We start from the raw sequence: 13,398 nt of genomic DNA, 5'->3' as shown, positions 1-13,398 counted from the left end.
AACGAGGCATTGCCCGGAGATTTTGATGACCCCGCGCCAATCGTTCTTCGCCTGCCTGCAACGTCCACCGCCCGCGCTGTTCGAGGCGGCACTGTGGATTGCGGCCGAGCACGACAGTGAGGTGCAGCCGCAAGCACTGTTGGCCGATTTCCAGGTATTGCAACAACGGGTCAGTGGCGGCTTGCCGATGCTGCCGGTCAGTGAACTGGCCCAGCCGCTGCTGCGACGCATGAATGACCTTGGCTATGCCCAGGACGACTTCACACCCTTGCGCCCGCAAGTGGCACTGCTGGACAAAGTACTGGAGCGCCGACGAGGGCAGCCCTTGACGCTTGGGCTGATTGCGCTGGAGTTGGCCAGGGGCCTGGAGATTCCCATGGTCGGGGTCAACTTCCCCGGGCATTTCCTGCTGCGGGTACCGGGCGCCGATCATTTGCTCGATCCCTGCGGCGGCCGTCGCCTTTATCCGAACGATTGTCGGGAGTTGTTGCAGCGCCAGTACGGACCGAACATGAAGCTCAGCGCCGAGCACCTGGCAACCGCCGAGCCGGCGCAGATGCTGCAACGGCTGTCACGCAACCTGCGCCAGTTGTATCTGTCCCACGACGACTTCATCAATGCCTTGATCGACGCCGATCGCGTCCTGGAACTGGGCAACGCCACTGCCTCCGACTATCTTGCCCGGGCCAGCCTTTACCAACGGCTGGACTGCCCGAACGCCGAGCGTTTTGATCTGGAGCATGCGCTGCTGCTCAGCGACGACCCCATCCAGCGGATTCGCCTGACGGAACGGCTGGGGCATCTGCCGCCCAATTCCATCGTTCACTGATCACAAATCATTGTGGGAGCGAGCAGGCTCGCGAAGAGGGTGTGTCAGTCAAATCAATGTGACTGACACACCGCTATCGCGAGCAGGCTCGCTCCCACATTGGAATGGTGTAAGGCCTCAGGGCGTGTCTGGCTGGTTCGCCGGATGCGCCTTGATGAACGCCGGGTGCGTCGCCGCCAATGCCGCCACTCGCCGGATTCGCGGATAAGCCTCAAGAGAAACATTGAAACGCTCAGCCGCGTACAGCTGCGGGATCAGGTAGACGTCCGCCAGCCCAGGCTCGGGGCCGAAGCAGTAGCCATCATCACCGATCAACTGCTCCACCGTGGCCAGCCCCTGGCCGATCCAGTGGCCGATCCACTCCACCACTTGCGGCTCGTCGTGACCCGACTGGCGCAGCCGATTGAGCACGCTGACATTGTGCAGCGGGTGCACATCGCAGCCGATCACCGCCGCCACGCCGCGCTCGTGAGCACGGGCAGCCAGGTCTTTGGACAGCAGTGGCACCTGTGGATAACGTTCCTCCAGGTACTCGATGATCGCGGGAGACTGGATCAGCAACTCGCCTTCATCGGTGCGCAAGGCCGGCACGCGGCCTTGGGGGTTGATGCCCAGATAAGGTGGCTGACGATGCTCGCCGCCCTGGGGTGCGATCAGATTGACTGGCAAGGATTGATAATCCAGGCCCTTGAGCGCCAACGCGATACGCACCCGGTACGAAGATGTCGAACGGTAGTAGGTATAGAGTTCCATGCCCTGCTCCTGTCAGCGCGCCGGCAGCACTTTGCCGCGGCACTCACCGAAACCGATGGAAGCGAAACCGTCGCGGCGGCAACGTCCGCGCAGGATGATTTCGTCTCCGTCTTCGAGGAATTTACGCACCTCGCCCGAGGCCAGTTCGATCGGCTTTTTACCGCCTTCGGTAATTTCCAGCAGGCTGCCGAACTGACCGCTCTGCGGCCCCGACAAGGTGCCCGAGCCGAACAAGTCACCGGCCTGCAATTGGCAGCCGTTGACGCTGTGGTGCGCGACCATTTGTGCCACGGTCCAGTACATGTGCCCGGTGTTGCTCAGGGTCAGGCGATGGGCTGGCAAGTTCTGTTCGCGCATGGCCTCGGTGAGCAGCAACACTTCCAGTTCGATGTCGAACGCGCCAGCGGCCTGGTCGCGCTTGTCGAGCAGGTACGGCAGCGGCTGCGGATCGCCTTGGGGACGCGCAGGCTGGGCACGACGGAACGGCTCCAGCGCTTCGGCGGTGACCACCCACGGCGAGATGCTGGTGATGAAGCTTTTCGACAGGAACGGCCCCAGCGGCTGGTATTCCCAGGCCTGGATGTCCCGTGCCGACCAGTCGTTGAGCAGGCAGAAACCGGCGATGTGATCGGCGGCGTCGCCAATGGCAATCGAGTCCCCCATGTCGTTGCCCTGTCCGATCCAGATGCCCAGTTCCAGTTCGTAGTCCAGGCGCGCGCAAGGGCCAAAGGTCGGCTCGGTTTGACCGACCGGCAGCGTCTGGCCTTTCGGGCGGCGCACATCGGTACCGGACGGGCGAATGGTCGACGCGCGACCGTGATAGCCGATTGGCACGTACTTGTAGTTGGGCAGCAACGGGTTGTCCGGTCGGAACAGTTTACCGACGTTCTGCGCGTGCTCGATGCCGACGTAGAAGTCGGTGTAATCGTTGATTTTCGCCGGCAGGTGCATCTCGCAATCCGCCGCCAGCGGTAGCAGTTTTGCGCCCTGGGCTTCGATCTTGCCGTGCAGGGTGCTGCCTTCGGCGAACAGTTCCAGCAAACGCTCGCGCAACGCGACGCGAGCCTCGCGACCCAGTTCGAAGAACGCATTCAGCTGGCCGCCACGGGTGGCCTCGACGGCAGCCTTCGCGGCGCCATCGAACAACCCGGCCTCAAGGGCCGCTTGCAGGTCAAAGATATGCTCGCCAATGGCCACGCCACTGCGCGGTGCCGAGCCGTTGAGGCTGAACACGCCCAGCGGCAGGTTTTGCAGGGGGAAATCCGCGTGGCCGTTGGCGGATGCAACCCAGCTGCGAGTGATGGAAGTCTGCGTCATGGGTTATCTCCGGGTCGGGTCGAAAGTGGCGGGCAGCGTAGCCCAGCAGGCGTCATAAGTGTTTTGCAGTTGCGGGCAATCGAGGGCGAAACGGCTTGGGCGCAACACCTGGCTGGTCTCGAACATGAACGCCATGGTGTTGTCGATTTTCGCCGGCTTGAGGTCAGCGTTGATCGCTTTGGTGCAAGTCTCACCGTCGGGACCGTGGGCGCTCATGCAGCTGTGCAGCGAAGCACCGCCGGGCACAAAACCTTCGGCCTTGGCGTCGTATTCGCCCTGGATCAATCCCATGAATTCGTTCATCAGGTTGCGATGGAACCAAGGTGGACGGAAAGTATTCTCGGCCACCATCCAGCGCGGCGGGAAGATCACGAAGTCGAGGTTTGCCAGGCCGTGAACGCTGGTCGGCGAGGTCAGCACAGTGAAGATCGACGGATCGGGGTGATCGAAACTGACGGTGCCGATGGTGTTGAAGCGGCGCAGGTCATATTTGTACGGCACGTTGTTACCGTGCCAGGCGACCACGTTGAGCGGTGAATGATTGAGCTCGCAGGCCCACAACTGGCCGAGGAATTTCTGCACCAGCGTGGTGGGTTGTTGCAGGTTTTCGTAGGCCGCCACCGGGGTGAGGAAATCTCGCGGATTGGCCAGGCCATTGCTACCAATCGGCCCCAGGTCCGGCAGTCGCAGCGGCGCACCGTGGTTTTCGGTGACATAACCACGAGCTTGCGGGTCGAGCAGTTCAATGCGGAACTTAAGGCCGCGTGGCAGTACGGCAATCTCTAACGGTTCGAGTTCAAGCACGCCCAGTTCGGTGGCAATGCGCAGTCGCCCCCGTTCAGGCACCAGCAACATCTCACCGTCCGCATTGAAGAACACGCGTTCCATGGAACGGTTGGCGCGGTAGTTGTAGATGCTGATCCCGGCCGGTTTTTCCGCGCCCGAGTTGGCGGCCATGCTCACCAGGCCATCGATGAAATCGGTCGGCTCGGTGGGAATGTCCAGCGGGTTCCAGCGCAGGCGGTTGGGGGTCACCTCACCCAGCGGGCCGCCGGCCAGTTGCCGGTCCAGTTTGACGAATGCCGGGTGATTGGCCGACGGCTGAATGCGGTACATCCAGGTGCGCCGCGCTTCGCTGCGCGCCATGGTGAACGCGGTGCCGGAGAACAGTTCGGTGTAAAGGCCGTACGGGGCTTTTTGCGGGGAGTTCTGGCCGACAGGCAGTGCGCCGGGCAACGCTTCGCTGCTGAATTCGTTGCCGAAGCCTGACAGGTAGGCCAGCGCTGGCGTCGTTGAATCGGGGTTCATGGAGCCTCCTGAACAGGGAGTCGGCAGTGGCCGCTCGCTCTGTTGCAGAGGTCGAGGCACGCCAGGGTTATTTTTATCGTAATTCGATTACGCATAACGTAATTTGATTGGTATTGACCGTCAAGCTATAAAGACGCCCATTCGTCCCGGGATCCCAGCCACCATGGAAAAAACCAGCGACAACAATGGTAAACAGAAAGTCCGCTCGGCCGAGGTTGGCACCGACATCCTCAAGGCTCTGGCCGAGTTGTCGCCCTCGACTTCGCTGTCGCGCCTGGCCGAACACGTGCAGATGCCGGCGAGCAAGGTTCACCGCTATTTGCAGGCCCTGATCGCCAGCGGATTCGCCGAACAGAATGCCGCCACCAACCATTACGGCCTGGGCCGCGAAGCCTTGCGCGTAGGGTTGGCGGCACTCAACAGTATGGACGTGCTGAAAGTCGCCGCCCTGCCCCTGGCTGAACTGCGCGACGACTTGAACGAGACCTGTTTTCTGGCGGTGTGGGGCAATCAGGGCGCGACCGTGGTGCATATCGAACCGGCGGTGCGTGCAGTGACGGTGGTGACACAACTGGGCTCGGTGTTGCCATTGCTCAGTTCTTCGACGGGACTGGTGTTTGGCGCCTACTTGCCTGCCCGTGAAACCGTGGATCTGCGTGAACAGGAACTGCAAAACGCTACTGCCCACGCCTTGGCGGATGACCAGGCCTACGCAACGATGAGCGAACAGATCCGCCATCGGGGCCTGCATCATGTGCATGGACTGTTGATGCCCGGAGTGGATGCCTTGTCGGCGCCGGTGTTCAACGCCATGGGCAGGATCGCGGCAGTACTGACCGTGGTCGGGCCGACCTCGCTGTTCCATGCCGATGAAAACGGCCCGGCGGCACAGCGTTTGTTAGCCGCCACCCGTACCGTGAGCTGGCGCATGGGCTTTGAACCCGGCTCATCGACAACCTGAACGCAGCGGCGATGCTCAGGCGAGCAGGATCAGGCCCAACTTCTTGCCCATCGCCACCGCTTGCGTGCGACGTTCAACCCCCAATTTGCTATGGATTCTCCGGGCATGGGTTTTCACCGTATGCAGCGAAATGAACAGCTGCTCGGCAATTTGCTGATTGGAATTACCCAGGGCAATCAGGCCGAGCACTTCCAGCTCCCGACAACTCAGCAGGTTGGCATCAAGGGCGAGCGCGGTCACCGCCTCCTCCCCTTGTAAACGACAGATCAGGTTCGGCTGGCGCAAGTTCAAATCACGCAATGCCTGTTGCCCCTGACAACGCTTGACCAACGCCAGACCGGCCTCCAGTGCTGCGTGGGCCATGTCCGGCTTCCCCGTCAGGTCCGCCACTTCGCAGATGGCCAATTGCAGCTCCGTTTCCAGCACCAGCATGGCGTGTTGTTGCGCATGTTCGAGTAACGCCCTGAGTCTATCCAGTGGATGTTGCACCAGTTGCAGTTGAGTCTCGGCCAATACCAACTGGTATTCGATACGTGCAATCAGCTGCAGCGTGGCCGGCGGTGCCTGGCGCGCGTGGGCCCCGCGGTAATGTCGCAAGACCCGGGTCAGCGCTTCCCGGGCCAACTCCGGGCGCCCTTGTTGCAGCCAGAAATGACTGCTGATTTGCAGCAACACGCCGCGATACACCGTGTCGGGGATCTGCCGTTGCTGCATCAACCGTTCAGCCTCGCGCAGGCGATCAAACGCGTGGGCATAGTCGCGTTGATTGGCCGCCAGTTGCGCCTGCCCGAGAAACCCGTACAGCACATGCTTGTCCTGACCGTGAAGACAGTCATCAAGGCCCGCCTGGAAGCACTCACCGGCCAATTCATCCTGGCCCTGGCACAAGGCCAACCGTCCACGTCGCAGGGCGATTCGTCCCAGCAGCGGCGTCGGTCGATCAGCCTGCCGTCCGAGCATTTCATGGATGTCGGCCAGCAGTTGCCCGGCTCGCCGGGGGGCACCACGCTGCTCCAGCAACTGCGCATGATCGAGTTCGAGCAAGCCTTCAAACAGCAACGAGCCTTGTGCCCGTGCCAGGCACAGGGCGTCACGATTGAAGGTCTGGGCGGCATCGAGGTCGGCGTTGAGCAGCGCTTGCTGGGTCAACCCGGACAGACACAGTAATCGTGCAGGCCACGCCTCGGCGTCCAGCCCGTCCAGCGCCTCGATAAAATGCGCCCGTGCCGCCGGCTGGCGTCCCTGCAAATGCAGCAACCACCCCTGTTGCGCCTGCCACCGTGCCAGCAATTGCCGTTGCAAGCATGCCGTCGGTTGCGGGGCAAATCGGGACAACTGCCCAATGCAGGCGGCCGCCTGCTCGAATCGCCCGGCAAACAGCAACGCCGCGGCGATCAACCCCACCCGTTGTGGCGTGCCCAGGGTCAGCTGTTCACCCAGTTGCTCGTGCAGCTCGAGTAACCAGCTGACGTTCTGTCGCTTGAACAGATGCTCAAAACTGAAGTGTTGCATCAGGCTGACCGCGACTTCGTGTTCTTGCGCCAGCAATGCCTGCTCGAAGGCGCCCTGCCAGTCTTCCTCGGCGCTGAACCATTGGCACGCGCGGCGATGCCAGGATCGCCCGGCCGAGGTCGGCTCTTCACGCATCTCCCGGGCCAGTGGCTCGAAGATCCGCAACCACTCGACGGAGTCTTCCCAGGGTTCAATGAAGCAGCCCATATCCTGCAACACCTGCAGCCACTGCGCGCCCTCCCCCGGACCGAAAAGATGCTCGCACAGGCTGGCGTTGAAGCGTGGCAGATGCACCAACACCTTCCAGACCTCGACCAACTCCGATGGCAAGGTGTTGAACAACTCGTGTTGCAGATAATCGAGCAATGTTGCCGAACGCCCCTGCTCACCCGACCACGGACAACCATTGAGCAACGCGATCCGTACGCCAGCGCACCAGCCACCGCTGCGCTGAACCATCCTTTTGGCGGTTTGTGCCGCCAGGGTCGGCTCGACATGACCGAGCAACTGTCTGACCTCGGCCTCGGTAAAGGCCAGCGTCCGGGCTTCGCACTCGTACAACTCATCATCGAGCAGCAGCCGCGGCCAGTTGCAGGGTGGTCGTCGACGGGAGCTCAGCCACCAGGTCAGCGCCGGGCTGGCGACGGCCAACAGGCGATCAAGCATCCGGTCGAGTTCCGGATTGGGTGCTCGGCTGTAATCATCGAGAAACAGCCAGGTCGGCGCCTGCAATCGGGCCAGATGCGCCAGCAGTCCGGGCTCATCCGTCGAGGGCAGACCCAGGGCTTGCGTCAGGCGCAACAAAAAATCGGCTGCACTCAACGACGCCCCCGCCAGCGGCAGCCAACAAACCCGAGTGTGCTCCGACGCCCGCAGCAGGCATTCGGTGAGTAATGCGCTCTTGCCACTACCGGCCGGTGCGCAAAGCAACTTCACCCGTGCAGTCGAGACCAGCATGGGCTCGATCAGCCGCTCGCGGGACAGGTGATGGGACGACAGTCGGGGCAGGAAGCCAGGGCGGTCCAGACAGTGCGTCATTGCAGTCATTGTGATGCGCCTTTTTTATAATTCTGGCGCCACCCTAGCCCCCTCCCGAGCGCTTGTTGAAGAAGTATTCAACACACTGATCGACTGCTATAAAAAAGGTGACCGCAAAGTCACCCTTTTGTGTAGGAGCCTGTAGGAAACCTACCTGACCCCCGTGCTACGCAAGGCTGCAGGCGTGTAGTCCCCCGCTTTCGCATCGATGTTGAATTCGAAGCTGCGCTTCTCCTCGTTCTTCATTCCCAGGGCGATATAGCGGCCGGCAATCAGGTCATACAGCGCTTCGACGGTATAGGCCGGGACCTGGTGATCGTAGTAGAACTGGGCATGCCCTTCGGCGACGCGCCAGAGCTGGCCCCGCCCGTCGTAGTGGTCGGCCAGCGCCACTTGCCAGCTGTCTTCGTCGATGTACATGTGGCGCTTGGCGTACACGTGCCGCTCGTTCGGCTTGACCGTGGCGACGACCTCCCAGACCCGGTGCAGCTCGTAGCGGGTCAGATCCTGATTGATGTGCCCGGCCTTGATCACATCGGTGTACTTGAGGTCGGGCGAGTCGAGCTTGTAGCTGTTGTAGGGGATGTACATCTCTTTTTTGCCGATCAGTTTCCAGTCGTAGCGATCCGGTGCACCGGAAAACATATCGAAGTTGTCGGTGGTGCGCAGGCCGTCGGACGAGGTGCCGACGCCGTCATAAGCGACCTGGGGCGCACGCCGTACCCGGCGCTGGCCGGCGTTGTAGATCCAGGCCTTGCGCGGTTCCTTGACCTGGTCGAGGGTCTCGTGGACCAGCAAAACGTTACCCGCCAGCCGCGCCGGCGCGGTCACTTCCTGCTTGAAGTAGTTGAGGACGTTATCGTCGCTGCCCGGTTTCAGATCGCTGAGCAACGACGGCACGGCGACCTCGTCCTTGAAGCGGATCACGGTGAAGTCGCCATTGGACTGCGGTGTCGCCTGGGTGACGGTGCGGCGCAGATTGCCGCCGTGGTAGCGAGTGACGTGGTTCCAGATCACTTCCACGCCATTCTTCGGAATCGGGAATGCGTAGTAGCGATTGCCGGTGAAGTTGGCCAGACCGTTACCGTCATTGATCGGTGTTACGTTCAGCGCGCTGCGTTTGGCCGACTCATAGATTTCGGCCGGTAACGCAACGGTGCGATGGGTGGGATAGACCGGAATTTTGTAGGTCTGCGGATAGCGCTTGAACATCGCGATCTGGCCGTCGGAGAGCTTGTCCTTGTACTTGTCGACGTTCGCCGCGGTGATCACGAACAACGGCTTTTCGTTGGCGAAGGGGTCGGCCAGGAAACCTTTGCTGTCCACCGCGCCAGCGTTTTTCGGGATGCCGCCGGTCCAGGCCGGAATCGAGCCATCGGCATTGCCGGCCTTCTCGGCACCGAGCGGTGTCAGGCTGGTGCCGAGCTTGTCGGCTTCTTGCGGCGATACCGCGGCCATCACGTTGGCGGCCAGCAGACTCAGGGCCAGAACGGTGCCCAATTGCAGAATCATCTTGCGCATTGAAATCATCCTTTTCAGCCAGATCAGAAGTTCACACCAAAGCTCAACGCCACGAAGTCACGGTCGGTGAGGACGTTGTAGTCGCCGCCGAAAAAGTCGGTGTAACTGAGGCTCGCGGTGTAGGTGTTGCGATAGTCCGCATCGACACCGAGGCTGATGGCCTTGGCGCCTTCGTTGAACAGACCGTTGGGGCCGAAGCCTGCGACGTCGTGTGACCACGAAAGGTTGGGCCTGACGTTGATCCCGGCGATGAGGTTGTTGTAGTCAAGGATGGCCCGGCCGCGATATCCCCATGAAGTCGAAGTCACGAAGCCGTCGGTATCGCCGCCGAAACCATACTGGCCATACACCGAGTCGCGGCCGTAACGCAGTTTGCTGCGCGACTCCAGACCACCGACCCGGACCACCGCCGCCTCACCCACCAGAGTCAGGCGATCCGCACCCGCGACCTGATCGATGAAGTGCGTCAGGGTGCTCTGGATCTGTGTCACTTCCTTGCGGCGATAACCTGTGTTGTCAGCCCCGGGTGACGTGGCGATGGGCGATGCCGCACCGCCCGCGATCGGATTGAGCATGGCCAGGGTCAGGTCATTGGTGTTGACCTGCACCGGAAGGTTGGGGCGGTAGCTGATTTCCCCGCTCCACGCGGTGCCGGTGGATAAGGTGGTGGCGAAGCTCGCGCCGTAGAGGCGGATGTCTTCCGGGTATTCGAGGTAATACTGACCGCGACCGAGCATCACGCTTTGGGCCAGGCCCGAACCGCTACCGGGCGCGATACGGTTGGCGGTGGCAACGATCCCCGGAATGCTCGCCAGCGTACCGGGGCCGGCGGTGGTGGTCCCGACATTCGGCGAACGGCTGTGGTAGTTCATGAAGTACAAACCGTACTCGGTATCGTCCCCCAACCAGCGCAACGCCGTACCCCACTGTCCCGAATCCCGGGCATCGCGGTCACCGCCACGGGGGACGATCACCCCCTCCTTGCTGACCTCGAAGCCCTGGCCGAAGGCAGCCGCAATCGGCTGCAAGGGTGCAATGGCCGGGTTGGCCACGGTGTAACCCTTGTTGCAACCATCCGCCACCACATCGACACCAAAGAAAGTGCCGCAGTTATCGACGACCGTCTGGTCCCATTCCAGTTGATAGAAGCCTTCCACGGTCAACTTCTCCGTCAGGCCCTGGGAGGCGAACAGCATGTTGACCGGGATCAGGCCTTCCTTGATCTCGGCGCCAGGACGACGGAACGCGGACACGTCGACCGGATTGATGCTGTTGATCGAGTTGCCGATAAAGGTGCTCTCGCCCCAACTGACCACCTGCTTGCCGGCGCGGACCGTGCCCGGCAAATCGGCGAGGGAGTAATTGTGATAGACGAAAGCGTCGAGGATTTGTCCGCCTGAAGACTTGGCGCCTTCTTTGCGGTTGTGATCGCTGATGTCCTTGAATGGGCGACCTTCATCCTTGAGTTCAAAGTCGTACCAGTACTTGCCACGCACAAACGCACCGGTGTCGCCGTACTTCAGTTCGAGGTCGTGAATCCCCTTGAAGATCTTCGAAAAAGTTTCACCCTTCTTGAAATTCAATCGCCCGTCGTCGCCGGTCGAAGACTGGCCGGAACCGCCGTTGACGGCGCCTACCAGCGCGCTATCCGCATCACGCATGCCCCAGCTCGCGCCGACCGACAGCGAGGAGTCGAACGTCCCCTCGATTTCCCCGATATTGAACGAAATGGCCTGCGCCTGGGCGCAGCAACCCAAGGCGACCGCAGCCGCCAGCGCCTGTGGTGTGAAGATGGCGCGCATTGTTGTTTTTGTCATGCGTCTTCCCCGGTGAGTGACAGAAGGCCTCACCCTACTGCCGGGCATCGGGGTCGATAAGCGCACCAAGGAGGTATTCGTGGTGTACCTCTAAAGGATGACAGGCGCAGACGACGAGCAGCCGAATCCTGACTGTTGCCGGGGCTGCAACAGTGCATGTCCGTAATTGGTATTTTTCCCACGACAGCAAGGGTCTATTCTTACCTGGCAGTCACGGTAAACCACCGCAGGCACCCTGTACCGTCCTGCGTCTTGACTGAAAGATTTCAGATGAATTGAAGATTCGGTTCATCGCCCCGTGTTCACTGACGTTGATTTGTAGCTCCTGATCCAACGTCTTACTTTGGCCGCTGCGTTTGCAGCGGCCTTTTTTATGGGCGATGGTTTACCGAAAATTAGTTACGAATCAAATCGTAACTACATATTCAACATCACCATCTTGTCAGGAACACCTATACACATTTTCACCAGCACCAAAAATACTCTAGCGACTTAAGATCCTTCGCAGCAGCCTTTCACTTTGCATTGGCCGCCGACTCCAATCTTGTTCATTACGAGTATTAATATGAAACCCATTATCTATGATAAGTATCGCTCAACTGCAGGCTTCAACAGCCGCGTACGCTTTCTGGTTCTGCACTACACCGCGGCCGACTTTGCCCGCTCCGTCGAGTTATTAACCGGCCCGCAGGTCAGTTCTCACTATTTGATTCCAGACATTACCGACCCGAGTTATCTGAAAGCTGGTTACACGGAGCAGGAAGTATTCAACCTGGTAGATGAAAACGCTCGCGCCTGGCATGCAGGCGTGAGCCAGTGGGGCAGTCGCTCGTCGCTGAATGACACTTCCCTTGGCATTGAAATCGTCAACCTTGCAACGGACAATAATGGTGAGTTCTTTTTTCCGCCTTATCATCCCGAGCAGATTTCAGCGATTGAAGCGCTGGCTCTGAATATTCTGGCACGCTACCCAGATATCAACCCCACTAATGTTGTAGGTCACTCCGACATCTCGATCGGCAACAAAAGCGATCCCGGCCCGGAGTTTCCCTGGCATACACTTTACTTGAAGGGCGTTGGGGCTTGGTTTGATGAGTCGACCCGAGACAAGTATCTGATGCAATACGCTGCGTCCGGAATTCCGGCGCAGTGCGAATTATTGAGGTTATTTAAACGTTATGGCTACGATACATCCAACGCCTCAAACAAGGCTGGATTCAAAGCCCTTGTCCGCGCGTTTCAACTGCACTTTCGCCAGGATAATTACGATGGGGTAATAGACGCGCAGACCGCCGCAAACCTAGCTGCGTTGGTACATAAATACTTCCCTGAATCACCTATGTGATCCGTCATTGAAAAACTGACAAGAGCACATTGCGTGCCCTTGTCAGTGCTGTTAAATCGAATACTTCTGCAAATTCCCCATCATTTCCTTCAGCGCTTCGATATTGTCCTTCGGATGCGCCGCGCCTTCGAAGTCGCAAATCTGCTGCCAGTGCGCCGCCACGTCTTCCGGGGAGAAACCGGCCCGTGGATCGAACCCGATGCCTAGGCTGCGCTCCCAGCGGACCTTGCCCATCCAGCCGCCGCCGACTTCAAACAGACCGGAGGTTTCCTGGCAGTTCTCGCTGGCCAGGTACACCACCAGCGGACTGACCAGTTCCGGTTTGAGCTGTTCGAAGACTTGCGGCGGGATCAGGCCTTCGGTCATGCGCGTGCCGCCGGTGGGGGCAATGGCGTTGACCAGGATGTTGTTCTTGCGGCCTTCGATGGCCAGGGTGCGGGTCAGGCCATAGAGACCGAGCTTGGCCATGCCGTAGTTGGACTGGCCGAAGTTGCCATAGATGCCCGAAGTCGACGCGGTGAAAATCACCCGGCCGTAGTTTTGCTCGCGCATGTGCGGCCAGGCGGCGCGGGTGACTTTGTAGGCACCTTCGACGTGGACGCGGTAAACCAGGTCCCAGTCGGCGTCATCCATTTTGTGGAAGGTCTTGTCACGCAGGATCCCGGCGTTGTTGACCACAACGTCGACGCGACCGAAGACGTCCAGGGCATGCTGGACCAGTTTGTCACCGTCAGTGACCGAGTCGTGGTTGGCTTCGGCAATGCCGCCGGCCTCACGGATCTGCGCGACCACACGGTCGGCAGCCGAGGCATTGGCGCCTTCGCCCTGGGCCGAGCCGCCAAGATCGTTGACCAGCACCTTGGCGCCCTGTTTGGCGAACAGCAATGCATGCGTCCGTCCCAGGCCACCACCGGCTCCGGTGATGATCACGACTTTATCTTCGAAGCGCACAGACTCATTCATGGGGGGACTCCAGCAGGCCAGGGGACAGTGAGTC

General features: G+C 60.5%; 10 protein-coding genes. 3 read left to right on the top strand and 7 right to left on the bottom strand.

Features of this window, described 5'->3' with window-relative positions; all coding sequences use genetic code 11:
* Window positions 1-25 precede the first annotated feature (25 nt).
* A complete protein-coding gene (locus tag AC3ITA_RS04420) occupies window positions 26-829 on the top strand; it encodes a SirB1 family protein (protein WP_489279571.1) in 804 nt (267 codons plus the stop codon).
* A gap of 117 nt (window positions 830-946) precedes the next feature.
* Here AC3ITA_RS04420 and maiA read toward each other — a convergent pair whose 3' ends face one another.
* From maiA to hmgA, 3 genes are read right to left on the bottom strand one after another with little or no spacing between them, the layout of a single operon-like run.
* A complete protein-coding gene (gene maiA, locus AC3ITA_RS04415) occupies window positions 947-1,582 on the bottom strand; it encodes a maleylacetoacetate isomerase (RefSeq protein ID WP_057716383.1) in 636 nt (211 codons plus the stop codon).
* Window positions 1,583-1,594: 12 nt separating this feature from the next.
* Window positions 1,595-2,899 (bottom strand): fumarylacetoacetase, encoded by a 1,305-nt coding sequence (gene fahA / locus AC3ITA_RS04410; protein WP_489279570.1) that lies wholly within the window; start codon window positions 2,897-2,899, stop codon window positions 1,595-1,597.
* Window positions 2,900-2,902: 3 nt separating this feature from the next.
* Entirely contained in the window at window positions 2,903-4,207 is a 1,305-nt protein-coding gene (gene hmgA / locus AC3ITA_RS04405) for a homogentisate 1,2-dioxygenase (protein WP_489279568.1), read from the bottom strand.
* A 163-nt stretch (window positions 4,208-4,370) separates the two neighbouring features.
* Between hmgA and AC3ITA_RS04400 the strand changes: the two genes are divergently transcribed.
* Window positions 4,371-5,168: an IclR family transcriptional regulator gene (locus AC3ITA_RS04400; RefSeq protein WP_489279567.1), complete on the top strand. Its 798-nt coding sequence runs from the start codon at window positions 4,371-4,373 to the stop codon at window positions 5,166-5,168.
* Window positions 5,169-5,183: 15 nt separating this feature from the next.
* Here AC3ITA_RS04400 and AC3ITA_RS04395 read toward each other — a convergent pair whose 3' ends face one another.
* From AC3ITA_RS04395 to AC3ITA_RS04385, 3 genes are all read right to left on the bottom strand, one after another.
* The gene (locus AC3ITA_RS04395; protein ID WP_414929755.1) at window positions 5,184-7,727 is read right to left on the bottom strand and encodes a LuxR C-terminal-related transcriptional regulator; all 2,544 of its coding nucleotides are present in this window, start codon (window positions 7,725-7,727) and stop codon (window positions 5,184-5,186) included.
* A gap of 141 nt (window positions 7,728-7,868) precedes the next feature.
* Window positions 7,869-9,239 (bottom strand): DUF1329 domain-containing protein, encoded by a 1,371-nt coding sequence (locus AC3ITA_RS04390; protein ID WP_489279566.1) that lies wholly within the window; start codon window positions 9,237-9,239, stop codon window positions 7,869-7,871.
* 23 nt (window positions 9,240-9,262) lie between these two features.
* Window positions 9,263-11,056: a DUF1302 domain-containing protein gene (locus AC3ITA_RS04385; protein ID WP_095944302.1), complete on the bottom strand. Its 1,794-nt coding sequence runs from the start codon at window positions 11,054-11,056 to the stop codon at window positions 9,263-9,265.
* Between the two features lie 565 nt (window positions 11,057-11,621).
* On the opposite strand from AC3ITA_RS04385, the gene AC3ITA_RS04380 reads away from it, so the two are divergent.
* Complete coding sequence (locus AC3ITA_RS04380) at window positions 11,622-12,401, top strand: N-acetylmuramoyl-L-alanine amidase (protein ID WP_150672176.1); 780 nt, start codon at window positions 11,622-11,624, stop codon at window positions 12,399-12,401.
* A gap of 51 nt (window positions 12,402-12,452) precedes the next feature.
* Here AC3ITA_RS04380 and AC3ITA_RS04375 read toward each other — a convergent pair whose 3' ends face one another.
* The gene (locus tag AC3ITA_RS04375) at window positions 12,453-13,364 is read right to left on the bottom strand and encodes an SDR family oxidoreductase (RefSeq protein ID WP_095944300.1); all 912 of its coding nucleotides are present in this window, start codon (window positions 13,362-13,364) and stop codon (window positions 12,453-12,455) included.
* Window positions 13,365-13,398: the final 34 nt, after the last annotated feature.

The organism is Pseudomonas sp. GL_090 (assembly GCF_057837765.1).
This window is presented reverse-complemented; position numbering and strand designations above follow the sequence as displayed.